This window comes from Salinarimonas rosea DSM 21201 (assembly GCF_000429045.1).
GTDB lineage: Bacteria > Pseudomonadota > Alphaproteobacteria > Rhizobiales > Beijerinckiaceae > Salinarimonas > Salinarimonas rosea.
Map to the genome: position 1 here is coordinate 41,466 of NZ_AUBC01000020.1, position 22,870 is coordinate 64,335.

Here is a 22,870-nt window from a genome sequence, read left to right on the forward strand (position 1 = left end):
GACTTCCGTTCACGCCCGCGTCTCCCGCCGGATCGCCGCGCCGCAGCGCACGAGCTTGCGGTCGAGCTCCTCGTAGCCACGGTCGAGGTGGTAGACGCGGCTCACCACCGTCTCGCCCTGCGCCGCGAGCCCCGCGATCACCAGGCAGACGGAGGCGCGTAGATCCGTCGCCATCACCGGCGCGCCCTTCAGCTTGCGGCCGCCGCGCACCAGCGCCGAGGTGCCCTCGAGCCTGATGTCGGCGCCGAGCCGGGAGAGCTCGGGAACATGCATGAAGCGGTTCTCGAACACCGTCTCGCGCACCAGCGCCGCGCCTTCGGCCACGCTCGCGAGCGCCATGTACTGCGCCTGCAGGTCGGTGGGAAAGCCGGGATAGGGCTCCGTCGTGACGTCGACCCCGCGCAACGGCCCGGTCCCGTCGACCATCAGCCCGCGATCCGTGGGGAAGAGCCGTACGCCGGCGCTCTCCAGCACCTCGCCCACGACCGCGAGGTGCTCGAGATGCGCACCCGAGAGTTCGAGCCGTCCACCGGTGATCGCGGCGGCGATGGCGTAGGTGCCGGCCTCGATCCGATCGGGGACGATCTCGTGGCGGGCCGCACGCCAGGTGGTCGGGCCGGCGATGCGGATGCGGTGCGTGCCCGCGCCCTCGATCGTGGCGCCCATGGCGACGAGGCAGGCGGCGAGATCCTGCACCTCGGGATCGCGCGCGGCGTTGAGGATCTCGGTCTCGCCGCGGGCGCGGGTCGCCGCCATCATCGCGGTCTCCGTCGCACCGACCGAGGGGCTCGCGAGCACGATCCGCCCGCCGACGAGCCCCCCCGCCGGCGCCTCGGCGACGATCACGCCCGCCTCGATCCCGACCTCGGCGCCGAGCGCCGCGAGCGCCTTCAGGTGCAGGTCGACCGGCCGCGCGCCGATGGCGCAGCCCCCCGGCAGCGAGACCCGCGCCTCGCCGAAGCGGGCGAGCAGCGGGCCGAGCACGAGCACGGAGGCGCGCATCCGGCGCACGCTGTCGTAGGGTGCCTCGCCGTTGCGCGCCGCGGCGGGGTCGAGCACGGCCTCGTGCGGGCCGGCGTGCTCGACCACGAGGCCGTAGCTCTCCACGAGCCGCAGCATGGTCTCGACGTCGGCGACCCGCGGCAGGCCCGCGAGCCGCACAGGGGCGTCGGAGAGGAGCGCCGCCGCGATCTGCGGAAGCGCGGCGTTCTTCGCCCCGGCGATCGCGACCGCGCCCTCGAGCCGCCGGCCACCCTCGATCACGAGCACGTCCATCCCGCCCTCCCGCGTGCGCCGGCGCTTGCCGCCCCGCGCCCTGTGGTCCTATGGTGGTCTTCGTTCGGTGGGCCCGCCCAGCGAGCCACGACCGTCGCAGGCAACGCGCCGCGAGGCAAGACCACCACGCTCGTTCCCGCAAGGGTCGTTCCCGCAGCACCCGTTCCGCAGCACCCGTTCGGAGCCGCCCATGACCGCCTTCGCCATCGCGGCCCCGCGCCTGTTCGACGGCGAGACCCTCCGGGACGAGACCGTCGTCGTCGTCGAAGCCGGGCGGATCGCCGCGATCGGCGACGCCGCCCGGGCCGAGGGCCTGCCCTGCACCCGGCTGCCGGAGGGCGCCGTCCTCGCGCCGGGCTTCGTCGATCTCCAGGTGAACGGCGGCGGCGGCGTCCTCCTCAACGACGACCCGAGCCCCGCCGCCGTCGCCACGATCGTCGCCGCCCACCGGGCGCACGGGACGACCGCGCTCCTGCCCACCCTGATCAGCGACACGGAGGAGGTGCTCGACCGGCTCGTCGCCGCCGCGCCGGAGATCGCGCGCGTGCCGGGGGTCGCGGGGTTCCACATCGAGGGCCCGTTCCTCGCGCCGGCCCGGCGGGGCGTCCACCGCACCGAGGTCCTGCGCGTGCCCGGCGAGGCGGATTTCGCCCGCCTCGCCCGGCTCGCGGCCATCGCGCCGACGATCCTGACGCTCGCGCCCGAGCGGGTTCCAGACGGCGCGATCGCGCGCTTCGTCGCGGCCGGCGTGCGGGTGTTCGTCGGCCATTCGGACGCCGACGCGGACACCGTGGCGCGCGCCGCGGCGGAAGGGGCGGTCGGCGCGACGCATCTCTTCAACGCCATGTCCCAGACGACGGCGCGCGAGCCGGGCGTCGTCGGCGCCGTCCTCGACGACGCGCGCCTCGGCGCCGGGATCATCTGCGACGGCCTGCACGTCCACCCGGCGAACCTGCGCGGCGCCTACCGGCTGATGGGCGCCCGCCGCCTCGCCCTCGTCACCGACGCGATGCCCTCGCTCGGCTCCGCCGAAGGCGGCTTCGTGCTGCAGGGCCGCCCGATCCGGCTCGAGAACGGCCGGCTCACGGCCGGCGACGGCACGCTCGCCGGCGCGCATCTCGGCATGGACGAGGCCGCGCGCAACGCGATGCGCCTGATGGGCGCATCCCTCACCGACGCGCTGAGGATGGCGACCGCCACCCCGGCGGGGCTCGCCGGCCTCGGCGGCGGGCGCGGCCGGATCGCGCCCGGCGGCCGCGCCGACCTCGTCGCGCTCGACGCGGCGCTGGAGATCCTCGACGTGTGGTCGGCCTAGGTCGCGTCGACCGCGGAACGCCGCCGCTCGGCGGCGCCTCGGACCTGCGGCCACTCCCGCTGCGGTGCGCGCAGGCGCTCGAAGGCGGCCGCCGCGCGCAGGACCGCCACGTCGGCGAAGCGCGGACCGGCGATCTGGAGGCCGATGGGCAGGCCTCCCGTCGTGTAGCCGCAATTCACCGAGATCGCCGGCTGCTCGGACATGTTGAAGCCCACCGTGAACCCGATGTGCTCGAAGGGGCGCTGCCAGTCGTTCGTCGGCGAGGCCCAGTCCGCCGGGTAGGTCGGCATCGGCGCCACCGGCGAGATCAGGAGATCGAAGGGTGCGCTCGCGGCCAGCGACGCGCGGCGCATGGCGTCGATCTGCGCGAAGCCGCGATAGACCGCCTCGCCCGACAGCTCCGCCCCGCTCTGCGCCCAGGAGAAGATGTAGGGCAGGATCGCGGCGCGCTTCGCCTCCGGCAGGCCGGCGATGTCGGCCCAGGCCCGTGCGCGCCAGAAGCGGTCGAGCCCGTCGAGCATCTCGCGGGTCAGGAACGGCCCCGCCTCCTCGACGATCGCCCCCGCCTCGGCGAAGGCGGACGCCGCCCGCTCCACCGCCGCGCGCACCTCGGGCTCGACCTCGGCTCCGACGCCGCAATCGAGCACGAGGCCGATCTTCAGCCCGCCGACCCCGTGGTCGAGGTCGAGCCAGGGCAGGTCCGCGGGCGGCAGGCACATCGCGTCGCGGCTGTCGGGGCGCGAGAGAACGCTCATGTAGAGAGCGGTATCGGCGACGGTGCGGGTCATCGGGCCGGCGACGCGGCCGAGGAAGGGCGGGTCGATCGGCACGCGCCCGAAGCTCGGCTTGAAGCCGACGACGCCGCACCAGCCCGCCGGCAGGCGGATCGAGCCCCCGATGTCGGTGCCGATATGGAGCGGTCCGTAGCCCGCCGCCGCCGCGGCACCGGCGCCCGCGGAGGATCCGCCGGGGTTGAGGTCCGTGTTCCAGGGGTTGCGGGCGAGCGCGTGGAAGCTCGACAGGCCCGACGACAGCATGCCGTAGTCGGGCATGGTGGTGCGCGCCACGATCACGCCGCCCGCCTCGCGGGTGCGCGCCGCCGGCGGCGCGTCGACGGCGGAGGGCACGAGATCGCGCGCGGCGGTGCCGAGCGGCATGCCGAGCCCCTTCGTGGCGATGTTCTCCTTGATCGTCACCGGCACGCCGTCGATCGGCCCGGCCGGCTCGCCCGTGGCCCAGCGCGCCTCCGAGGCCCGCGCCGCCTCGAGCGCGGCCTGCGGGTCGAAGGCCCAGAGCGCGTGGAGCACCGGCTCGGACGCCTCGATGCGGGCGATCACCGCTTCGGTGACCTCGACGGGCGAGAGGCGCTTCGCCTCGTAGGCGGCGACGAGGTCGCAGGCCGTGAGATCGGCGAGGTCTGTCGAGGGGGCGGTCATCGGAGCGGGTCCTTCTTCGTGTGTCATCCGTTCGCCCGCGCCGCCTCCGCCGCGCGGGTGCGGCGATGGCGGCCCGGGACGGCGTCGAGGAGCGTGCGGGTATAGGCGTGGGAGGGCGCGTCGAAGACGGCGTCCGTCACCCCCTCCTCGACGATCCGCCCGGCCTGCATGACGCAGACCCGGTCCGTGATCACGCGCACGACCGAGAGGTCGTGGCTGATGAAGAGGTAGGCGAGGCCGAGCTGCTCCTGCAGGTCCATCATCAGGTTGAGCACCTGGGCCTGAACGGAGACGTCCAGCGCCGAGACCGGCTCGTCGCAGACGATCAGTGCCGGGCGCGTGACCAGCGCGCGGGCGATGGCGATGCGCTGGCGCTGCCCGCCGGAGAACTCGTGCGGGTACTTCTCCGCGGCCGACGCCGGCAGGCCCACCTGGTCGAGCGCCTCGCGCACGCGCCTCTCCCGCGTGGACGCGTCGACCTCGGGCTCGAGCGAGCGGATCGGCTCGGCCACGATGCGGCCGACGGAATGGCGCGGGTCGAGGGAGCCGTAGGGGTCCTGGAAGATCGCCTGGAAGTGCTTGCGCTCGGCCCGCAGCTCCGCGCGCGAGAGCGCGAACAGGTCGCGCCCGCGAAAGCGCACGCTCCCCTCCTGCGGGGTCTCGAGTGCCATGACGGTGCGCGCCAGCGTGGACTTGCCGCAGCCCGATTCGCCGACGATGCCCAGGCTCTCGCCGGGGCGCAGCGTCAGGCTCACGCCATGCAACGCGGTGAAGGTCGGCGCCGGCTCGAGCAGGGTGCGCCGCGGCAGTCGGTAGCGGCGCACGAGATCGTGCACCTCGACGAGCGGCGGCGCGTCCCCGCGGATGCCGATGGCAGGAGCGTTCATCGTGCGCCCTCCGGCTTCGCGACGGGCGCGGTCGCGCCGGCCTCGGGCGGGTGCGGATGCACGCAGGCGGCGGCGTGGTCCGCGCGGTCGGGCGTGCCGAGCGGCGCGAGCGGGGGCGGCGCGACGCGGCAATCGTCCTGCGCCCGCGGGCAGCGCGGTGCGAAGGCGCAGCCCGGCGGGCGATGGCGCGGATCGGGCACCTGGCCCGGGATCGCGGCGAGCCGGCGCTTGCGCCCGCTCGCGTCCCGCGCGCTGGTCAGGAGCGCGGAGCGCGGCGACGCCGCGAAGAGCCCGCGGGTGTAGGGATGCGCCATGTGGGCGAAGACGTCGCGCGTACGCCCGCTCTCGACCACGCGTCCGGCATACATCACCATCATCCGCTCGCAGGTCTGCTCGACGACGCCGAGATCGTGGGTGATGAGGACGAGCGCCATGCCCATCTCGGCCACGAGGTCCTCGAGGAGGTCGAGAATCTGCGCCTGGATGGTCACGTCGAGCGCCGTCGTCGGCTCGTCGGCGATGAGCACGTCCGGCCCGCAGGCGAGCGCGATGGCGATGACGACGCGCTGGCGCTGCCCGCCCGAGAGCTGGTGCGGGTAGAGGTCGAGCGAGAAGCGCGGGCCGGGCAGGCCGACGCGGTCGAGGAGCGCACGCGCCCGTCCCGCGGCCTCTCCCTTCGAGAGGCGCAGGTGGAGGATCAGGCTCTCGGCGATCTGCGCGCCGATGGTCTTCACCGGATTGAGCGCCGTCATCGGCTCCTGGAACACCATGGCGATTCGCCGCCCGCGGATCGCCTGCATCTCCCGCTCGGGCGTCGCCAGCAGGTCCTGCCCGTCGAGGCGAATCGCGCCCGTCGCCCGCGCGGCGCCCGGCAGGAGCCCCATGACGGCGAGCGCCGTCATCGACTTGCCGCAGCCCGATTCGCCGACGAGGCCGAGCTTCTCGCCGCGGTCGAGGGCGAGATCGACGCCCTCCAGGATCGGCGCCGCGCCCGTCGGCGCGGGGATCTCGACGCGCAGGTCGTGGATCTCGAGGAGCCGGCTCATCGCGCACGCCTCACCTTCGGGTCGAGCGCGTCGCGCAGGCCGTCGCCGAGCAGGTTGAGGCCGAGCACGGCGATGGTGATGGCGAGGCCCGGGAAGACCGCGAGCCAGGGCGCGGAATAGATGTAGGTCTGCGCGTCGAACAGCATCTTGCCCCAGGAGGGCTGCGGCGGCTGCACGCCGAGCCCCACGTAGGAGAGCCCCGCCTCGGCGACGATGGCGAGCGCGAACTGGATCGTCGCCTGCACGACGAGCACCGCCGTGCAGTTCGGCAGGACGTGCTCGACGGTAATGGCGAGATCGCTCTTGCCGGCGCAGCGCGCCGCGAGGACGAAGTCGCGCTTCCACAGCCCCAGCGCGGCACCGCGGGTGAGGCGCGCGAACACGGGAATGTTGAAGATCCCGATCGCCACGATGGCGTTCACCGCGCCCGGCCCCGCGAGCGCGGTGATGATGACCGCCGTCAGGAGCGCCGGGAAGGCGAAGGCGAGATCGGTCGAGCGCATGACGACGTCGTCGACGAGCCCGCCCCTCGCCGCCGCCAGCGCACCGAGCGGCACGCCGATGCCGGCGCCGACCAGCACCGCCACGACCGCGACCACGATCGAGACCTGCGCGCCGGCCATGATCTGGGAGAGGACGTCGCGCCCGAAGAAGTCGGTGCCCAGCGGATGCGCGAGCGAGGGCGGCTCGAGCTTGTTGAGGATGTTCAGGGCGGTCGGCTCCCAGGGCGTCCACACGAGCGAGACGAGCGCCATGCCGACGAAGATCGCCGTGACGACGAGGCCCACGACGAGGCTCGGGCTCGCGGCCGGGACGAGCCGCCCGCGCGGCTTCTGCACCGCGCCACTCATCGCGCGCCCCCCCGCGAGAGCCGCGGATCGAGAGCGGCGTAGGCGAGGTCGACGACGAAGTTCACGACGATGACGGAGACGGCCAGGAGCGTGACGAGGCTCTGCACCGTGACGAGGTCGCGCTGGGCGATGGCCTGGAACACGAGGCGCCCGAGCCCGGGCAGGGTGAAGACGTTCTCGATGATGATCGTCCCCGCGAGCAGGAAGGAGAATTGCAGTCCCATGATGGTGACGACGGGGATCAGCGCGTTGGGCACCGCATGGCGCCACAGGGCCGCCTCCCCGGAGAGGCCCTTGGCACGCGCCGTGCGGATGAAGTCCTCGCCCAGCGTCTCGATCACGGAGGAGCGCGTCACCCGCGCGAGGATCGCCGCCTGCGGCAGGGCGAGCGCGAAGGCGGGCAGGACGAGCGCCTCGAGCCCCGCGAGGAGCCCCGCCTCCCAGCCGGGAAAGCCCGAGGCCGGCAGCCAGCCCAGCGTCAGCGAGAACAGGACGACGAGCATGAGCCCGAGCCAGAAGTTCGGGACGGCGACGCCGACCTGCGCGACCCCCATCGTCGCGAGGTCCCCCGCCCGCCCGCGCCGCGAGGCGGCATAGACGCCGACCGGAATCGCGATCAGCGTCGAGAGCACGAGGGCGAGCACCGCGAGCGGCAGGCTCACCGCGGCCCGCTGCGCCACGAGGTCGGCCACGGGGACGGAATAGGTGTAGCTCGTGCCGAGATCGCCGACGAGAAAGCCGCCGATCCAGTCGAGATAGCGCCAGACCACCGGCTGATCGAGGCCCATCTCGGCCCTCAGCGCGGCCAGCGTATCGGGCCGCGCCCCGGTGCCGAGGATGATCGCCGCGGGATCGCCGGGCAGCACGGCCATGGCCACGAACACGACGAGGCTCGCCGCGAAGGCGGTGAGGACGAGCGCGATCGTGCGGCCGAGGAAATAGCGGGGCAAGTCTTCTTCATCCTCTCGGCTGCGCCTCCTGTCGTCCCGGGCGCCGAAGGCGACCCGGGACCCGGAACCGCAGGTGTCCGGTGGAGCGGCGTGACGACGTCGCGGCCACTGGACGCCCGCATCGGCGCCGCGTGGACGGACGCGCTCTCGCGCGCCCTGAGTGAAGCGGCACGTGTTCTGGGTCCCGGGCCCGCTTCGCGACCCGGGATGACGGAGGTGGCGCCCTCGGAAGAGCGCCCCTCCCCCTCACTGCGCCCAGCGCGCCTCGGTGGCGTCGTTCGCCGGGATCGGCTGGTTGGTCCACAGGCCCTCGAGGTCCGCGCGCCAGACGCCGATCTTGGGCAGCGCGTAGAGGAACACCGCCGGCTGGTCCTCCGAGAGGATGCGCTGGAGCTCGCCGGCGATCTCCGCCTGCTCCTCCTGGTCGGTCGCGGCCAGGTAGCGCCGGTAGGCCTCGCGGTAGGCCTCGCTGCCGTAGTTGAAGTAGTATTCGTCGCGCGCGAAGATATCGAGGTCGCGCGGCTCGGTATGCGCCACGATCGTCGCGTCGAACTCGTAGCCGCGGAAGACCTGCTCCAGCCACTGCGCCCACTCGATCGGCACGAGCTCGACGTCGAGCCCGACCTGCTGGAGGTAGGCCGCCGCGACCTCGCCGCCGCGCCGCGCATAGGCCGGGGGCGGCAGGTGGATGGTGAGCGAGGCGCCCGCGGCGCCGGCCTCCTCGAGCAGCGCGCGCGCCCGCTCGGGATCGAAGGGGTAGGCGTCGGAGAAGTCGACGTAGCCCGGGCTCGCCGGCGTCGAGAAGGAGCCGATCGGCGTGCCGAGCCCGTTCTGCACGGCCTCGACCATCGCCTCCTTGTCGATGGCGTGGGCCAGCGCCCGGCGCACGCGCACGTCGTCGAGCGGTGCGCGCGCATTGTTGAGCGACAGCAGCACCTCGCCCTCCGTCGCACCGACGGCGACGGTGAAGCGGTCGTCGTTCTCGAACTGCGGCAGCGCCTCGGGCGCGGGGAAGTTCGGGAAGGCGTCGAGGTCGCCGGCCAGCATCGCCGCCGTGGCGGCGGACGGGTCCGAGATGAAGCGGATGACGAGGTTCTCGATCGCCGGCGCGTCGCCCCAGTAGTCGGCGTAGCGCGTCATCTCCACCCGGTCGCCCTGCACCCAGCGCGCGAAGCGGTAGGGGCCGGTGCCGACCGGATTCGTCTTGTTGGTCTCCGCCGAGCCCGGCGCCACCATCACGGCGTCGCCCCAGGCCATGTTGAACAGGAAGCGCGAGGAGGGCTGGCTCAGCGTCACCACGGCCGTGTACGGGTCGGGGCACTCGGTCGAGGCGATCGGCTCGAACAGGCCCTTCTGGGCGTTGGTCGAATCGGGCGCCAGCGCGCGCTCGTAGGAGAACTGCACGATCGAGCAGTCGAACGGCGTGCCGTCGTGGAAGGTGGCACCCTCGCGCAGGTCGAACGTGTAGACGAGCCCGTCGTCGGAGACCTCCCAGCTCTCGGCCAGCGCCGGCACCACCGACCCGTCGCCGGCGATCTGCACCAGGCCCTCGAAGATGTTGGCGTAGGTCACCTCGCGGATCGCCGCGGCCGCGCCGGCGGTCGGGTCGAGCATCGGTGGCTCGAGCTGCATGCCGAGCCGGAGCGTGTCGCGATCCTGCGCGAGCGCGCCGGCGGCGCCGAGCGCCAGCAGGCTCGCGGCGAGGGCGAGGGTGTTGAGATGCGAGGAGCGCATCGGCCGATCTCCTTCCCGTGTTCGTCGGCCGGCCCGCGGCCGGCTGCGGCGGCGATCCGCCGAGACTGCGCCGACCATGCCCGAACCGCGGCCGTTCACGCTAGCCGTTCGGCTCGTGCAGCCGCGCCCGATCATCCTGCGCGTCACGCCACGGACGTCAATCGCGCGCGGCCCTCACGGGTACAGCCGCTCCCGCGTCCAGCCGCCACCTTCGGTGGGCGTGAACACCACCCGGTCGTGCAGGCGGAACGGCCTGTCGGCCCAGAACTCGATTCGCATGGGCAGGATGCGGAAGCCCGTCCAGTGCGGCGGGCGGGGGATCTCACCCACGGCGTACCTGGCGGCGTTCGTCGCCACCGCCCTCTCCAGCGCGAATCGGCTCTCGAGGGGGCGCGACTGGCGGCTCGCCCAGGCGCCGATCCGGCTCTGGCGCGGGCGCGAGGCGAAGTAGGCGTCGGCCTCCGCGTCCGTGACGCGCTCGACCGCGCCGCGCACGCGCACCTGCCGGCGCAGGCTCTTCCAGTGCAGGCACAGCGCCGCCTGCGGGTTGGCGGCGAGCTCCTCGCCCTTCTGCGACTGCGTGTTCGTGTAGAACACGAAGCCACGCGGATCGTAGCCCTTCAGCAGGACCATGCGCACGTTGGGCAGGCCGCTCGCGTCCGCAGTGGCGAGCGCGATGGCGTTGGGGTCCTCCGGCTCGGAGGCCTTCGCCTCGGAAAACCAGGTCTCGAACAGGGCGTAGGGCTCGTCCGCCTGCGTGAAGTCACCAGCCGTTAACTCGTCCACGATTCACTCTCCGGGCCAGGAGCATCGCCCCGGGGTGCCGTCGCGGGCGCCGGCGGGACGATGCGGGACACGAGCACCCGGCGCGCCGCGCCTCGTGGGAACGAGGCGGCGCCCCGGACGGCCGCGCGAGAAGGACCCGACATGCCCCTCCCGCACGGGGTCTCTTCCGGACATGATAGGGCGAAACCGCGCCGCGGCACAGGCGCGCCGCGCGCCCTCGCGGTCGCGGGATCGTTGTGGCTCGGCGCCTGCGCGGGCCCGGGGCCGCTCGCGACCCTGGTGCCGGGAGAGCCGCTGACCACGGGCTCGATCGCCGCCGGATCGGCGGGGCGCGCCCTCACGCTCGGCCTCGGCGGCGTCGCGTTCGCGCAGGCGAGCCTCGCGCTCGCCGACGCGCTCGACCCGATGGGCGGCGGCGAGGCCGTCTCCTGGACCGACCCGGCGAGCGGCGCGCGCGGCACGATCGCCGCCGCGGGGCCGCCGCGCGTCGAGGGCGCGCTCGTCTGCCGGCGCTTCGACGCACACACGCTGCCCGTGCCGGGCGCGACGCCCACCACCGAGGCCGTCCGGCACGAGGGTCGCGCCTGCCGCGTCGCAGCGCGGACCTGGCGAATCGAGGAGGCGGCTCGTGCCGAGGCGGAGGCGGAGGGTCTCCCCGGTGCGGCGGCGACGGGGCTGCCGACGGATCTCCTGCCGCGCCCCTCCGGGTGATTGCGCAGGCGCCGGCGCGGACAGTTGCGCGCGCGCAACACCTCTCCCATATCCTCCCGCAGGGGCACGGCCGCGCCGGCCACGCCCCCGAGAGCCCGACGACCCGAGCCGCACAACCGATCACCAGGTACGAGCGATGCGCGATCCCTACGACGTCCTCGGCGTGTCCCGCCAGGCGAGCGAGGCCGATATCAAGAAGGCCTTCCGCAAGCTCGCCAAGCAGCATCACCCCGACCAGAGCAAGGACCCCAAGGCGAGCGCGAAGTTCGCGGAGCTGAACACCGCCTACGAGATCCTCGGCGACGCGGACAAGCGCAAGCAGTTCGACCGCGGCGAGATCGACGCCGAGGGCAAGCCGCGCTTTCGCGGTTTCGAGGGCTTCGGCGGCGGCGGCGCGCGCGGCGCGGGCGCGGGGCCCCAGGGCTTCGAGGGGTTCGAAGGGTTCGCCCGCGGGGCGCGCGGCGCGGCCGGGGCGGCCGGGGCGGACGACCTGTTCTCGCAGATCTTCGGCGAGGCCTTCCGCCAGGCGGAGGCCCGCGGCGCGGGCGCCGGCCCGGGCGGCTTCGGCGGCTTCTCCGGCGCGCGCGGGCCGGGTGCGGGCGGGAGCCGGCGCGCGGCCGCCAAGGGCGAGGACGTCGAGGCGACGATGAGCGTCACGCTCGAGGAGATCGCGGCGGGCGCCACCAAGCGCGTGCGCCTGCCCACCGGCCGCGAGGTCGAGGTGATGGTGCCCAAGGGCGTCTCCGACGGCCAGGTGATCCGCCTGCGCGGGCTCGGCCGCGCGAGCCCGCTCGGCGAGCCGGGCGACGTGATGCTCACCGTCGAGATCGCCCCGCACGAGCGGTTCTCGAAGGAAGGCGCCGACCTGCGCGTGCGCGTCCCCGTCCCCCTCGAGGACGCGATCCTCGGCGCCTCCGTGCGCGTGCCGACGCTCGGCGGCGCCGTCGAGATGAAGATCCCCGCGATGTCGTCCGGCGGCCGCACCTTCCGCCTGCGCGGCAAGGGCCTGCCGACCAAGACCGGCACCGGGGACCTCCTCGCCGTGCTCGAGATCCGCCTGCCGGAGGAGGCCGACGAGGCCTTGATGGAGTATGCGCGCCGCAAGCGAGGCGTGAAGGCGTGAGCCGGCTCCGTCGCCCCCGCACCTCCCCCGTCGAAAACCACCCCGTCGCCGCAACGCGGGCGCGTGAGGGGCGATTGGCGCTTTCCTGTGGCCGCCCGGTCGGCTAAAGAAGCCGCGCAGACGGCCCGGGGGGCTCCAACTAGTCGGGTGTTTCATGGCGGACGAGACCACCGCCGGCATTCTCGCCGGAAAGCGCGGATTGATCATGGGGGTGGCGAACAACCGCTCCATCGCGTGGGGCATCGCCAAGGCCGCGCACGACCAGGGTGCCAAGCTCGCCTTCACGTACCAGGGCGACGCGCTCAAGAAGCGGGTGGCGCCGCTCGCCGCGGAGCTGGGCGCGGATCTCGTCGGGCATTGCGACGTCACCGACGCGTCGACGATCGACGCCGTGTTCGCGCAGACCGAGAAGGCGCTCGGCACGATCGACTTCGTCGTCCACGCCATCGCCTTCTCCGACAAGGACGAGCTGACCGGCCGCTACGTCGACACGAGCGAGGGCAACTTCAACCGCTCGCTCGCGATCTCCTGCTATTCCTTCACGGCGATCGCCCAGCGCGCCGAGAAGCTGATGCCCAACGGCGGGTCGCTCCTGACGCTGACCTACTATGGCGCCGAGAAGTGGATGCCGCACTACAACGTCATGGGCGTCGCCAAGGCCGCGCTCGAGGCGTCGGTGCGCTACATGGCGGCCGATCTCGGGCCGCAGAACATCCGCGTCAACGCGCTCTCGGCGGGACCGATCAAGACGCTGGCGGGCTCGGCGATCGGGGATTTCCGATACATCCTCAGGTGGAACGCCTACAACTCGCCGCTTCGCCGCAACACCACGATCGAGGAGGTCGGCGAGACGGCGGCCTTCCTCCTGTCGGACATGTCGCGGGGCATCACCGGCGAGACGATCCACGTCGATTCGGGCTACCACATCGTCGGCATGAAGAACCCGGACGCCCCGGACATCGCGCTCGACAGGGACTGAGCCGCCAACCGGCCGAAGCGAGGGGAGGCACGCGCCGTGGCGGGACCCGTCCTCTACTACGTCCGCCACGGCGAGACGGACTGGAACGCGCAGGGCCGCCTCCAGGGCGGTCGGGACACCGAGCTGAACGCGCTCGGGCGCGTCCAGGCCGAGACGGCCGGGCGCATCCTGCGCGGCCTCGTGCGCGGGGACCCCGGCCGGCTCGACTTCGTCGCCTCCCCCATGCGCCGCACCCGCGACACGATGGAGATCCTGCGCGGCACGATGGGCCTGCCGCGCGACGCCTACCGGCTCGACCCGCGCCTCGTCGAGATCTCCTTCGGGGACTGGGAGGGTCGCACCTGGCCGGAGCTGCGCGACCACGATCCCGAGGGCGCCGCGGCCCGGGAAGCCGACAAGTGGGGCTACGTCCCGCCCGGCGGCGAGAGCTACGCCATGCTGGCCGAGCGCCTCGCCCCCGTCGCCGCGGAGATCGCGCACGACACGGTGATGGTCGCCCACGGCGGGGTCGCCCGCGCCCTCCTGACGCTGATCGCCGGCGCCCCGCCCGAGCGCGCGCCGCACTACGACATCTGGCAGGGACGTGTGCTGGTGGTGCAGGACGGGCATTGGCGCTGGGTCTGAGCGGCGGGCGCGGATCATCCCCCTTCACCCGCGCCGCAAAACCCCATACATCCGGCCCATGGCGCTCCCTCCCCTGCTCACCCTCCAAGACGTCGCCCTCACCTTCGGCGGCACGCCGCTGATCACCAGGGCGGAGCTGTCCGTCGCGGCCGGGGAGCGGGTGGCGCTCGTCGGGCGCAACGGGTCCGGCAAGTCGACGCTCCTCAAGATCGCGGCCGGGCTGATCGAGGCGGATGCGGGCCGGCGCTTCGTGCAGCCGGGCGCGACGATCCGCTACCTGCCGCAGGAGCCGGACTTCTCGGGCTTCCCCACCGTGCTCGCCTATGTCGAGGCCGGCCTCGAGGAGGGCGACGACCCGTATCGCGCCCGCTATCTGCTGGAAGAGCTCGGGATGACCGGCGAGGAGCCCACCGCGAGCCTGTCGGGCGGCGAATCGCGCCGCGCCGCGCTCGCCCGCACCCTCGCCCCCTCCCCCGACATCCTGCTCCTCGACGAGCCGACGAACCACCTCGACCTGCCCGCCATCGAATGGCTCGAGACCGAGCTGAAGGCGCTGCGCGGCGGGCTCGTGCTGATCAGCCACGACAGGCGCTTCCTCGAGACGCTGTCGAAGGCCACCGTCTGGCTCGACCGCGGCGTCACCCGGCGCATGGAGGAGGGGTTCTCCGGCTTCGAGGCGTGGCGCGACGCCGTGCTCGAGGAGGAGGCGCGCGACCGCCAGAAGCTCGCCCGCAAGATCGCCGCGGAAGAGGACTGGATGCGCTACGGCGTCACCGCGCGGCGCAAGCGCAACATGCGCCGCGTCGGGCTGCTCCAGGACATGCGCCGCCGGCTGCGCGAGGAGCGCCGCGCCGTCGGGCAGGTGCAGATGACGGCGTCGGAGGGCGAGACGTCGTCGAAGATCGTGATCGAGGCGAAGGGCGTCTCCAAGGCCTACGGCGGCCGCGACGTGGTGAAGGACGTCTCGATCCGCATCGCGCGCGGGGACCGGCTCGGCATCGTCGGGCCGAACGGGGCGGGCAAGACGACGCTGCTCAACATGCTCACCGGCGCGCTCGCGCCCGACACGGGATCGGTGACGCTCGGCGCGACGCTCGAGATGGTCACGCTCGACCAGCGGCGCGAGAGCCTCGACCCGCACTGGACGCTCGCGGAGGCGATGACCGGCGGGCGGGGCGACCACGTCATGGTCGGCGGCCAGCCCAAGCACGTGGCGAGCTACATGAAGGACTTCCTGTTCTCGCCCGAGCAGGTGCGCACGCCCCTGCGCGTGCTCTCCGGCGGCGAGCGCGGGCGGCTGATGCTGGCGCGGGCGCTCGCCAAGCCGTCGAACCTCCTCGTCCTCGACGAGCCGACGAACGACCTCGACCTCGAGACCCTCGACCTGCTCGAGGAGCTGATCGCGGACTATGCCGGCACGCTGATCCTGATCAGCCACGACCGCGACTTCCTCGACCGGGTCGTCGGCTCGACGCTGGTGGCGGAGGGCGACGGGCGGTTCGTCGAGTATGCCGGCGGCTACTCGGACATGGTCGCCCAGCGTGGCCGGGGCATCGGACCGCGCACGGTCTCGCCGGCGCCCAAGGCGTCATCTCGCGAGGAGCCGGCGGCCGGTGAGACCGCCACACGGGACGCGGCCCCGCGGGAGAGGAAGCGCAAGCTCTCGGGGAGCGAGAAGCACCAGCTCGAGACGCTGCCCGGCCTCATGGCCGCGCTGGAGCGCGACATCGCCAAGCTCCAGGCCGCCCTCGACGACCCGGACCTCTATGGCCGGGACCCGGCGCGCTTCGAGAAGCTCACGACGCTGATGGGCAACGCCCAGGCGAAGCTCGCGCAGATCGAGGAGCGCTGGCTCGAGCTCGAGATGCTGCGGGAAGAGCTGGAAGGGTGAGACGCGCCCCACCGTTGTCGTCGCAACGGCGGGAGCGCGCACAAAAAACGCCGCTCAGCGGCGGCGTGGGAGGGGGTCAGTCGTCGCGATGGACGCGCTCGTTGCGCTCGTGGCGCTCCTGCGCCTCGAGCGAGAGCGTCGCGATCGGTCGGGCCTCGAGGCGCTTGAGCGAGATCGGCTCGCCGGTCTCCTCGCAATAGCCGTACGACCCGTCCTCGATGCGCGAGAGCGCCGCGTCGATCTTGGCGATGAGCTTGCGCTGACGATCGCGGGCGCGCAGCTCGATGGCGCGATCGGTCTCGGAGGAGGCGCGATCGGCGATGTCCGGGTGGTTCTCGTTCTCGCTCTGGAGGGTCGCGAGGGTCTCCGAGGACTCGCGGATGATGTCCTGCTTCCACTGGAGCAGCTTGCGCCGGAAGTACTCGCGCTGGCGCTCGTTCATGAAGGGCTCGTCCTCGGTCGGACGGTACCCTTGGTCGATGAGGGTGTTCGACATGTCGGACCTTCTCGCTGCCGCCGCGCCCGAGCCTGCGCACTTCGAACCCGCCCGCGGGCGCGGCTCCTTATAGCGGAGCGGTCGCAACGGGACAATCGACAAAAGGCGGCGATTTTCGGCGGCAATCGAGGGGTTTGCACTGCACAATCGGCGCGGAGGCGCGGTTCAACCGATTGGCCTCGCGCATTCCCGAAGAATCGATGCCGGCGGCTCAGGCGCGCCCGCCGCGACCATCGCGGGCCGCGAGCTTGGCGATCTCGACCTCGGCGCGCAGCTCGATCTGGGAGAGGATCGCGTCGAGCCGCGGGTCGCCGCTCGCCTCGCGACGCTCGGCGAGGCGAGCGGCAACGCGCTTCATGTCCTCCGGCGGCACCCGCCCGCCGAGGATCGCGGCCTTGAGCCGGTCGAGGTCGTCGAGCATGTCCTGTCCCCGCCGCGCCGCCCTGCGGCGGCGTTCGGCAGGGTCCTCCTCGCCCTGGAGCGCGAGGATGGCGTCGAGGCTCGTCGTGGGGCCGACGGACGAGGCGCGCGCGCTCGACGCGCTGCTCGGCCCCTCGTCGGCGACGGCGAAGCTCGCCCCGCCCTCGCGGCGCCGCGTCCCGGAGACCGACGTCAACGGCACGCCGGGCTTGCCCTCGATGCGCATGATCCACCCTCCGCTCTCGCCGACGACGCCCCGGAGGATGGCGCGATCATGGTTAACGAAGCGTTGACGGCCCGGCAGCTCCTGCCGGTCGCGGGACGATCGTGCCGTCCCCGCACGGGAACCGCACGCCGGCTCCGCCGGTCGATTCCTTGCGCCGCCTGCGTTCTGCGCCTGGCACGGCCTTCGCGAGGGGATTGGCGTCCAGGAGGAGGACATCATGGTCCCGTCGACCTCGCGTCTCGCCGCCGTCCGTTCCGCAGCGCTCCGTCTCGTCCGCGGCGCGGTCGTCGCGCTCGCGGCGCTGGCGATCGTGCTGCCCCCCGCCCCCGCGGCGGCGGAGGCGGTGCGCCCGCTCACCACGCTGTCGCGGATCAAGGATCTCGCCGACGTCGAGGGCGTGCGCCAGAACCAGCTCGTGGGCTACGGCCTCGTCGTGGGCCTCAACGGCACCGGCGACGGCCTCAACAACTCTCCCTTCACCCGCCAGTCGCTCACCGCGATGCTGGAGCGACTCGGCGTCAACACCCGCGGGCAGAACCTGCGCACGGCGAACGTCGCCGCGGTGATGGTGACGGCGAACCTCCCCGCCTTCTCCACCCAGGGCACCCGGCTCGACGTCACCGTCTCGGCGCTCGGCGACGCCTCCTCGCTGCAGGGCGGCACGCTCCTCGTGACGCCGCTGCTCGGCGCCGACGGCGAGGTCTACGCCGTGGCGCAGGGGCCCGTCGCCATCGCCGGCTTCGCGGCAACAGGCGCGGCCGCCTCGATCACGCAGGGCGTGCCGACGGTCGGGCGCATCGCCAACGGCGCCTTGATCGAGCGCGAGATCGAGTTCGCGCTCGACGCCCAGCGCGGCCTGCGGCTCGCCCTGCGCAACCCGGACTTCACCACCGCCCGCCGCATCGCGGCGGCGATCAACGCCTTCATGGGCGCGGGCGTGGCCGAGCCGCTGAACCCGTCCTCGATCGCGATCGTGCTGCCGCAGAACTATCCCGGCAACATCGTGTCGCTGCTCACCGACATCGAGCAGCTGCGCGTCGAGCCCGACCAGCCCGCCCGCGTCGTCATCGACGAGCGCTCGGGAATCGTCGTCATGGGCCGCGACGTGCGGGTCTCGACGGTCGCCGTGGCGCAGGGGAACCTGACCGTGACGATCAGCGAGCAGCCGCAGGTCTCCCAGCCGGACCCGCTCTCGCTCGGCGAGACGGTCGTCGTGCCGCGTACCGGCGTGCAGGTCGACGCCGACGGCGACCAGCGCCTCACCATCGTCGACACCGGCGTCTCCCTGCGCGAGCTCGTCGACGGGCTCAACGCGCTGGGCGTCGGCCCGCGCGACCTCATCGCCATCCTCCAGGCGATCAAGGCGGCGGGCGCGCTCCAGGCCGAGATCGAGGTGATGTGATGAACCCGGTTCTCTCCGCCTACACCGCGGGCCAGGCGAGCCTCGCCGGCCGCCTCGAGACCGCCCGCTCCGGTCTCGCCGACGCCGGGCCAGCCTCCTCCGATCGCGCCGCGCGCGCAAGAGAGACGGCGAAGGAGTTCGAGACGATGATGCTCGAGGAGATGCTCGGGCGGGTGTTCGAGAGCGTCGGCGAGGTCGGCCTGTTCGGCGAGGCCGGGCCGGGCGCGGGGATGTACCAGTCGATGCTGGTGAAGGAATACGCCGGCAAGATCGCCGAGCGCGGCGGGATCGGCCTCGCCGACGGCGTCTATGCCGAGATCCTCAAGCTGCAGGAGACCGCCTGACATGTGGGCCGACCAACAGGACAAGCCGCCCGAGCCCGTGCCGCACGTCGGCACCGTGGCGGCCGCGCAAGCGCTCGTCGCCGAGGTGCGGGCGGTCATGCAGGAGCTCGAGAAGCTGCTCGAGGTGGAGACCGCGCACGTGCGCGCGGGGCGCATCCGCGACGGCCTCGCGCAGGAGGCGCGCAAGAGCGCGCTGACCTCGCGCTACGTCCTGGGCCTGGAAGCGCTCAAGGCCAACGCGATCGCGCTCGCGCGCTTCGTGCCGGATGCGCTGGAGCGTCTCAAGGCCGAGCACGACGCCTTCCAGCGCACGATCGAGACGAACCAGATCGTGCTCGCCACCGCCCGTGCGGTCTCGGAGGGACTGGTGCGCTCGCTCTCCGGCGAGCTCGGCGGCGGGACGACGGCGGCCGGCTACGGGCCGGGCGGCGCGGCGCGAGGCCCCGGCGGCGGCTACGGCGCGCCGGTGGCGAGCGGCAACGGCTCGCTCGTTCTCTCCAGGAGCTTCTGACCTCTGGTGCCTCTGCCCCTCGGGCAGCCTGCGAGCGGAATCGCCGCGGCGTTTACCTTTTCCTTAAACCTCCGATTCAGCGGCCCGCGCTAGGGTCGACGACGGCCGGAAGGCCGTTTGGACAGGAGGTCCGTCATGGACGTCGGCAGCGTTCAGAAGACGCCCGCCGCCGCGAGCGCGCGGCAGGCGGCGAGCCAGACCGTCGTCGCAGCGGTGCAGCGGCCCGACACGGCGACGCCGGCGCGGCCGGTGGCCACCGAGCTCGACCCCTCGCGCAGCGTCAGCCAGATCGCGGAGAGCGAGGCCGTTCGCCTCGACACGAGCCCCGGCGCCGAGGACCGGGCCGCGCTCGACGCGGCCATGAAGCGCGTTCTCGCGCGGCGCACGGAGATCGACGAGGCGACCCGCGCCGTCGTCACGCTCACCGTCGATACGGAGTCGGGCGAGGTCGTGGATCAGGTCCCGGCCGAGATGCTGCTCAAGCTGCGCGCCTACATCCGCGGCGCCGAGCCCGGCCGCTGAAGCCGGGCGCGCCCGCGGCGCCCCGGCTCGCGCTTCGACGACGGAGACGATCGATCAGGCCGCCGCCTGGCCCCTGAGGCCGGCGGCGATGTCGACGTTGATGGACACGAGGATGTCGAGGCGCTCGGCCGCGGGCTTCTCGTAGATCTCGTCCATGCGCCGGAACACGAAGACGCCGAGGCTCGCGAGGTTGCCCTTGAGCTCGATCGGCAGCGGGTTCGACTGGTCGACGATCGACGGCAGGAAGACCGACCAGATGCGCTTGTTGTACTCGAGGGCCTCCTCGCGGAGCTCGGCCTCGGAGAAGCGCTCGCGAGCGGCCTGCAGCTTCGCGGCCGCGCGCATGAAGAGGTTGGCCTCCAGCTCGCGCTGATCGACCTTCGCCGTCTTCGCCGTGCTGGCGTAGGCCTGGGCGGCGTTGTTCATCCTTGGAACCCCCGACTGCACTGTCCCACGATCATGGTCGATCGGGATTAAGTTTGGGTTGCCGACGTAAACGCGATGCGCGCGATCTCACGCGGCCTGCGCGTGGGCGATGATCGAGCCCTCGTAGGCGATCAGCTTGCGGCAGATCTTCAGCGCCCCGTAGAGGTTCTGCGCGACGAAGCGCTCGGCGATGGCCGCGAGGAAGCGCTTGGTGCTCGGCGCGGCGCCGACGATCTCGGCCGCGAGCGCGTTGAACGCCGGCGCGGCCTCCTCGAAGGAGACCTCCTCGAGATAGACGCGCTCGATGACGAGGTAGAGCTTCTTGCAGACGGTGTCCGCCTGCTCGGGCGTGATCACGTCCTTGCAGCGCAGGATCGGCGCGCGGCCGTCGACGACGAAGGTCGTGCGCGTCGGCCCGTTGGTGAGCGCCACCTTCCCGATGATGATCCGCTCGTGCGGCTTGAGCTCGATGCGCAGCGCCATGTCGGCCCCCTTCGGTTCTGCATCGCGGAGCCTAGGCCCGACGTGGTTAAGCAATGCTTAAACGGCGAGCGCCGCGCCCCTTTCGAGGCGCGGCGCTCGATCTCGAGGATCGCGATGGATCAGAACAGCCGCAGCACCGACTGGTCGCGCTGGGAGGCCAGGGCGAGCGCGGTCTGGGCGATCTGGTTGCGGGTGTTGAGCGAGGTGAGCTTGGCGCCTTCCTCGTTCAGGTCCGCGAGCGTCCAGTCGTCCGCGCCGGCGCGCAGCGTGTTGATCATGTTCGAGGTGAACTCCTGGCGCGCCGTGACGATGGCGTTGTTGGCGCCGAGCCGGCTCGCCTCGGAGCGCAGCGAGGTGATCGCCGTGCGGATCGAGGTGAGCGCGGTGGCGATGTTGGCGTTGCCCGCCGTCCCGAGCGTGCCCGCCCCGTTCGTCCAGGAGCCGACCGCGCCGGTGGTGACGCCCAGCGTCGCGGCATTGAGCACCGTGCCGCTGTTGACCGACAGCGCCAGCGAGGCGGTGGTGTCGGACGCGTCGAAACGCACGTTCAGCGTGCCGCCGTTGAGCAGGTTGACGCCGCCGTAGCCGGAGTTGCGCATCAGGTCGTCGACCTGGCGCACGACTTCGTTGAACTGCGTCTGGAGCGTGTTGCGCGCCGTGCTGTCCTGCTCGGCGGCGGCCTGGTTGGCGAGACCCTGGGCGGTCTCGAAGAGCTTCTTCATGCCCTCGATGCCGTTCGTCGCCGCGGAGATCGTCCGCGTCGCCTGCTGCATCGAATCCTGGAGGCCGGCGAGGTCGTTCGACCGGTCGCGCAGACCGGCCGCGGAGAAGAACGCGAGCGGGTTGTCGACGGCCGAGCTCACCTTGAGGCCGGTGGCGAGGCGCTTCTCCGCCTGGTTCGCCGCCTGGGTGGTCTGCTGGATGGTGAGCAGCGTGTTACGGATGCCCGAGGAAAGTGCGATCTGCATGACGAACTCCTTCTGTGTCGTCGATGAGGCTCTTCTAGCCTCTGACGCAGATTGGCCCGACACGAGTAAAGGAGCGGTTCAAGAACGTGCCTAACGTGCATTAAGACTTCCACGCGCGCACGAAAAAGGCCCGCGCGGGGCGGGCCTTCGAGTACGCGGTGAACGAATGCTTGCGGCGAACGCCGCGATCGGCGCCGTCAGATCGAGATTCGCCGCATCACGGCGGCGACGTCGACGACGATGTCGTCCGGGTGGTCTCCGGGCTCGCGCTTGCGGTTCATGCCGAGGAAGGCGGTGCGGCCGCGGCGCGCGCCGTCCCAGTCCGATGCGCAGATCGGCTCCACCCCGTGGCGCTCGAGATCGATGACGTTGAGGTAGATCGAGAAGAGCTCGTCGGCGAGCACGACGTCGCTCGCCCCGAGCAGCGTCGCCTCGCGCAGGGCCGCGTCCATCGCCGCGAGCGAGAGGAGCTCGTGCATCGTGCTCTCGGCCACGACCGAGTGCGCGTAGGCCTTCAGCCGGCGGCACAGGTACCAGGCCTTCTCCCAGGCGCGCGCGCCGAGCAGCATGTGGACGGCGACGTGCATGCGGTCGAGCACGAAGGCGTCGAGCCGGCGCAGCGCCTCGCTCCAGTCCGCGTCGGGCTCCGCGTCGCGGGCGCGGCCGAGCAGGAACTCGAGCCCGCCGCGATACATGTCCCAGCCGCTCGCGGTCTCGCTGTTGCCTTGGTGCTTGCCGTGGCGCGAGATGCCCGTGACGATCGCGTGCGGGCGGTCGGAGAAGACCACGCGCCCCGCCTCGACGGCGCGGGCGAGCGTCACGAAGAAGTGGTAGGCGGTGGGATCGGCGGGGCCGATGATCTCGGGCACGAGATCGGTGCGGATCGCGAAGACCTCGGGGAAGATCCGCTTCTCCAGCACGAGCTCGATCGCCCGGCGATAGTCGCCGCGGGCGATCTCGACGGGGCCGTCGAGCATGTAGGCGGCGCCCATGATCTTGTTGCGCTCGCGCTCGTTCATGACGAACCACGGCGCCTGGACCATCACGAGCTCGGGGTCGGCGTCGAACATGCCGACGTAGGCGGCGACGCTCTCGGGGATGAGCAGGTCGTCGTCACCGGTCGTCACCACGATCCTGCCGGCGGCGTGGCGGTGCCCGTAGTAGAAGTTGCCGAGATAGCCGAGGTTCTTCGGCTGCGTCACGCAGCGCACGCGCGGGCTCTTCTCGCACCAGCGCGCGACGACGGCCTTCGTCTCCTCGCCGGACGCGTTGTCGCAGACGAGGATCTCGTAGTCGAGGCCGGCGGCGTCGAAGTGCGCGACGTGGTGCTTGAGGCAGGTCTCGAGATAGGTCGGCCGCTCGTAGGTGGGCAGCAGGATCGTCAGGTCCGGCCGCTGCCCGCGTCCCGCCGTCGAGGTCGCCGGCGTGCTCTCGCGCGTCTTCATCGGCGGATCTCCCCTGCCC

24 protein-coding genes are annotated in these 22,870 nt (G+C 72.6%); 10 read left to right on the forward strand and 14 right to left on the reverse strand.

Going from position 1 to position 22,870, the window contains the following annotated elements:
• Window positions 1-9 precede the first annotated feature (9 nt).
• The gene (gene murA, locus G407_RS0116130; protein WP_029031653.1) at window positions 10-1,275 is read right to left on the reverse strand and encodes a UDP-N-acetylglucosamine 1-carboxyvinyltransferase; all 1,266 of its coding nucleotides are present in this window, start codon (window positions 1,273-1,275) and stop codon (window positions 10-12) included.
• 190 nt (window positions 1,276-1,465) lie between these two features.
• On the opposite strand from murA, the gene nagA reads away from it, so the two are divergent.
• Complete coding sequence (nagA, locus tag G407_RS0116135) at window positions 1,466-2,590, forward strand: N-acetylglucosamine-6-phosphate deacetylase (RefSeq protein WP_029031654.1); 1,125 nt, start codon at window positions 1,466-1,468, stop codon at window positions 2,588-2,590.
• On the opposite strand, the gene G407_RS28125 is transcribed toward nagA, so the two are convergent.
• The 7 genes from G407_RS28125 to pdxH form a co-directional block, all read right to left on the reverse strand.
• Window positions 2,587-4,026 (reverse strand): amidase, encoded by a 1,440-nt coding sequence (locus tag G407_RS28125; RefSeq protein ID WP_052341456.1) that lies wholly within the window; start codon window positions 4,024-4,026, stop codon window positions 2,587-2,589. The genes nagA and G407_RS28125 overlap by 4 nt on opposite strands.
• A 23-nt stretch (window positions 4,027-4,049) precedes the next feature.
• Window positions 4,050-4,913, reverse strand: coding sequence for an ATP-binding cassette domain-containing protein (locus G407_RS0116145; RefSeq protein ID WP_052341457.1), 864 nt, complete (start codon window positions 4,911-4,913; stop codon window positions 4,050-4,052).
• Window positions 4,910-5,959, reverse strand: a complete 1,050-nt coding sequence (locus G407_RS0116150; protein ID WP_029031656.1) for an ABC transporter ATP-binding protein — start codon at window positions 5,957-5,959, stop codon at window positions 4,910-4,912. The genes G407_RS0116145 and G407_RS0116150 overlap by 4 nt, the downstream gene beginning before the upstream one ends.
• Complete coding sequence (locus G407_RS0116155; RefSeq protein ID WP_029031657.1) at window positions 5,956-6,810, reverse strand: ABC transporter permease; 855 nt, start codon at window positions 6,808-6,810, stop codon at window positions 5,956-5,958. The genes G407_RS0116150 and G407_RS0116155 overlap by 4 nt, the downstream gene beginning before the upstream one ends.
• Window positions 6,807-7,760 carry an ABC transporter permease gene (locus G407_RS0116160; protein WP_029031658.1) on the reverse strand — a complete coding sequence of 318 codons (954 nt, stop codon included), beginning with the start codon at window positions 7,758-7,760 and terminating at the stop codon, window positions 6,807-6,809. Before G407_RS0116160 ends, G407_RS0116155 begins: the two co-directional genes overlap by 4 nt.
• A gap of 246 nt (window positions 7,761-8,006) precedes the next feature.
• Complete coding sequence (locus tag G407_RS0116165; protein ID WP_029031659.1) at window positions 8,007-9,494, reverse strand: ABC transporter substrate-binding protein; 1,488 nt, start codon at window positions 9,492-9,494, stop codon at window positions 8,007-8,009.
• Between the two features lie 174 nt (window positions 9,495-9,668).
• The gene (gene pdxH, locus G407_RS0116170) at window positions 9,669-10,280 is read right to left on the reverse strand and encodes a pyridoxamine 5'-phosphate oxidase (RefSeq protein ID WP_029031660.1); all 612 of its coding nucleotides are present in this window, start codon (window positions 10,278-10,280) and stop codon (window positions 9,669-9,671) included.
• 234 nt (window positions 10,281-10,514) lie between these two features.
• On the opposite strand from pdxH, the gene G407_RS30600 reads away from it, so the two are divergent.
• The 5 genes from G407_RS30600 to G407_RS0116195 all read left to right on the forward strand — a co-directional run bounded on the left by G407_RS30600 (window position 10,515) and on the right by G407_RS0116195 (window position 15,608).
• Window positions 10,515-10,991, forward strand: a complete 477-nt coding sequence (locus G407_RS30600) for a hypothetical protein (protein ID WP_052341458.1) — start codon at window positions 10,515-10,517, stop codon at window positions 10,989-10,991.
• 136 nt (window positions 10,992-11,127) lie between these two features.
• Window positions 11,128-12,114 carry a DnaJ C-terminal domain-containing protein gene (locus tag G407_RS0116180; RefSeq protein WP_029031661.1) on the forward strand — a complete coding sequence of 329 codons (987 nt, stop codon included), beginning with the start codon at window positions 11,128-11,130 and terminating at the stop codon, window positions 12,112-12,114.
• 154 nt (window positions 12,115-12,268) lie between these two features.
• Window positions 12,269-13,093, forward strand: coding sequence for an enoyl-ACP reductase FabI (gene fabI / locus G407_RS0116185; RefSeq protein ID WP_029031662.1), 825 nt, complete (start codon window positions 12,269-12,271; stop codon window positions 13,091-13,093).
• A gap of 36 nt (window positions 13,094-13,129) precedes the next feature.
• The gene (locus G407_RS0116190; protein ID WP_029031663.1) at window positions 13,130-13,717 is read left to right on the forward strand and encodes a histidine phosphatase family protein; all 588 of its coding nucleotides are present in this window, start codon (window positions 13,130-13,132) and stop codon (window positions 13,715-13,717) included.
• Between the two features lie 58 nt (window positions 13,718-13,775).
• Window positions 13,776-15,608: an ABC-F family ATP-binding cassette domain-containing protein gene (locus G407_RS0116195; protein WP_029031664.1), complete on the forward strand. Its 1,833-nt coding sequence runs from the start codon at window positions 13,776-13,778 to the stop codon at window positions 15,606-15,608.
• A gap of 76 nt (window positions 15,609-15,684) precedes the next feature.
• Here the strand turns inward: G407_RS0116195 and dksA are convergent, their stop codons facing one another.
• Window positions 15,685-16,104: an RNA polymerase-binding protein DksA gene (gene dksA / locus G407_RS0116200; RefSeq protein ID WP_029031665.1), complete on the reverse strand. Its 420-nt coding sequence runs from the start codon at window positions 16,102-16,104 to the stop codon at window positions 15,685-15,687.
• Window positions 16,105-16,315: 211 nt separating this feature from the next.
• On the reverse strand, window positions 16,316-16,750 hold the full coding sequence (locus G407_RS0116205) for a flagellar assembly protein FliX (RefSeq protein WP_029031666.1): 435 nt from the start codon (window positions 16,748-16,750) through the stop codon (window positions 16,316-16,318).
• A gap of 217 nt (window positions 16,751-16,967) precedes the next feature.
• Between G407_RS0116205 and G407_RS0116210 the strand changes: the two genes are divergently transcribed.
• From G407_RS0116210 to G407_RS28135, 4 genes are all read left to right on the forward strand, one after another.
• A complete protein-coding gene (locus G407_RS0116210) occupies window positions 16,968-18,152 on the forward strand; it encodes a flagellar basal body P-ring protein FlgI (RefSeq protein ID WP_043539995.1) in 1,185 nt (394 codons plus the stop codon).
• Entirely contained in the window at window positions 18,152-18,496 is a 345-nt protein-coding gene (locus G407_RS0116215; RefSeq protein WP_029031668.1) for a rod-binding protein, read from the forward strand. The genes G407_RS0116210 and G407_RS0116215 overlap by 1 nt, the downstream gene beginning before the upstream one ends.
• A gap of 1 nt (window position 18,497) precedes the next feature.
• Complete coding sequence (locus G407_RS0116220; protein WP_043539996.1) at window positions 18,498-19,007, forward strand: hypothetical protein; 510 nt, start codon at window positions 18,498-18,500, stop codon at window positions 19,005-19,007.
• A gap of 135 nt (window positions 19,008-19,142) precedes the next feature.
• A complete protein-coding gene (locus G407_RS28135) occupies window positions 19,143-19,529 on the forward strand; it encodes a FlaG family protein (protein ID WP_043539998.1) in 387 nt (128 codons plus the stop codon).
• Between the two features lie 54 nt (window positions 19,530-19,583).
• Here G407_RS28135 and flaF read toward each other — a convergent pair whose 3' ends face one another.
• From flaF to G407_RS0116245, 4 genes are all read right to left on the reverse strand, one after another.
• A complete protein-coding gene (flaF, locus tag G407_RS0116230; RefSeq protein ID WP_029031670.1) occupies window positions 19,584-19,955 on the reverse strand; it encodes a flagellar biosynthesis regulator FlaF in 372 nt (123 codons plus the stop codon).
• Window positions 19,956-20,042: 87 nt separating this feature from the next.
• On the reverse strand, window positions 20,043-20,438 hold the full coding sequence (locus tag G407_RS0116235) for a flagellar biosynthesis repressor FlbT (protein WP_029031671.1): 396 nt from the start codon (window positions 20,436-20,438) through the stop codon (window positions 20,043-20,045).
• A 119-nt stretch (window positions 20,439-20,557) separates the two neighbouring features.
• Entirely contained in the window at window positions 20,558-21,406 is an 849-nt protein-coding gene (locus G407_RS0116240) for a flagellin N-terminal helical domain-containing protein (protein WP_029031672.1), read from the reverse strand.
• A gap of 197 nt (window positions 21,407-21,603) precedes the next feature.
• On the reverse strand, window positions 21,604-22,851 hold the full coding sequence (locus tag G407_RS0116245; protein ID WP_029031673.1) for a glycosyltransferase family 2 protein: 1,248 nt from the start codon (window positions 22,849-22,851) through the stop codon (window positions 21,604-21,606).
• Between the last annotated feature and the right edge of the window lie 19 nt (window positions 22,852-22,870).

Coding starts and splice junctions, on each gene's coding strand:
- murA (WP_029031653.1), bottom strand. CDS start 1,275: ATGGACGTGCTCGTGATCGAGGGTGGCCGGCGGCTCGAGGGCGCGGTC.
- nagA (WP_029031654.1), top strand. CDS start 1,466: ATGACCGCCTTCGCCATCGCGGCCCCGCGCCTGTTCGACGGCGAGACC.
- G407_RS28125 (WP_052341456.1), bottom strand. CDS start 4,026: ATGACCGCCCCCTCGACAGACCTCGCCGATCTCACGGCCTGCGACCTC.
- G407_RS0116145 (WP_052341457.1), bottom strand. CDS start 4,913: ATGAACGCTCCTGCCATCGGCATCCGCGGGGACGCGCCGCCGCTCGTC.
- G407_RS0116150 (WP_029031656.1), bottom strand. CDS start 5,959: ATGAGCCGGCTCCTCGAGATCCACGACCTGCGCGTCGAGATCCCCGCG.
- G407_RS0116155 (WP_029031657.1), bottom strand. CDS start 6,810: ATGAGTGGCGCGGTGCAGAAGCCGCGCGGGCGGCTCGTCCCGGCCGCG.
- G407_RS0116165 (WP_029031659.1), bottom strand. CDS start 9,494: ATGCGCTCCTCGCATCTCAACACCCTCGCCCTCGCCGCGAGCCTGCTG.
- G407_RS0116180 (WP_029031661.1), top strand. CDS start 11,128: ATGCGCGATCCCTACGACGTCCTCGGCGTGTCCCGCCAGGCGAGCGAG.
- fabI (WP_029031662.1), top strand. CDS start 12,269: ATGGCGGACGAGACCACCGCCGGCATTCTCGCCGGAAAGCGCGGATTG.
- G407_RS0116195 (WP_029031664.1), top strand. CDS start 13,776: ATGGCGCTCCCTCCCCTGCTCACCCTCCAAGACGTCGCCCTCACCTTC.
- dksA (WP_029031665.1), bottom strand. CDS start 16,104: ATGTCGAACACCCTCATCGACCAAGGGTACCGTCCGACCGAGGACGAG.
- G407_RS0116205 (WP_029031666.1), bottom strand. CDS start 16,750: ATGCGCATCGAGGGCAAGCCCGGCGTGCCGTTGACGTCGGTCTCCGGG.
- G407_RS0116210 (WP_043539995.1), top strand. CDS start 16,968: ATGGTCCCGTCGACCTCGCGTCTCGCCGCCGTCCGTTCCGCAGCGCTC.
- G407_RS0116215 (WP_029031668.1), top strand. CDS start 18,152: ATGAACCCGGTTCTCTCCGCCTACACCGCGGGCCAGGCGAGCCTCGCC.
- G407_RS0116220 (WP_043539996.1), top strand. CDS start 18,498: ATGTGGGCCGACCAACAGGACAAGCCGCCCGAGCCCGTGCCGCACGTC.
- G407_RS28135 (WP_043539998.1), top strand. CDS start 19,143: ATGGACGTCGGCAGCGTTCAGAAGACGCCCGCCGCCGCGAGCGCGCGG.
- flaF (WP_029031670.1), bottom strand. CDS start 19,955: ATGAACAACGCCGCCCAGGCCTACGCCAGCACGGCGAAGACGGCGAAG.
- G407_RS0116235 (WP_029031671.1), bottom strand. CDS start 20,438: ATGGCGCTGCGCATCGAGCTCAAGCCGCACGAGCGGATCATCATCGGG.
- G407_RS0116240 (WP_029031672.1), bottom strand. CDS start 21,406: ATGCAGATCGCACTTTCCTCGGGCATCCGTAACACGCTGCTCACCATC.
- G407_RS0116245 (WP_029031673.1), bottom strand. CDS start 22,851: ATGAAGACGCGCGAGAGCACGCCGGCGACCTCGACGGCGGGACGCGGG.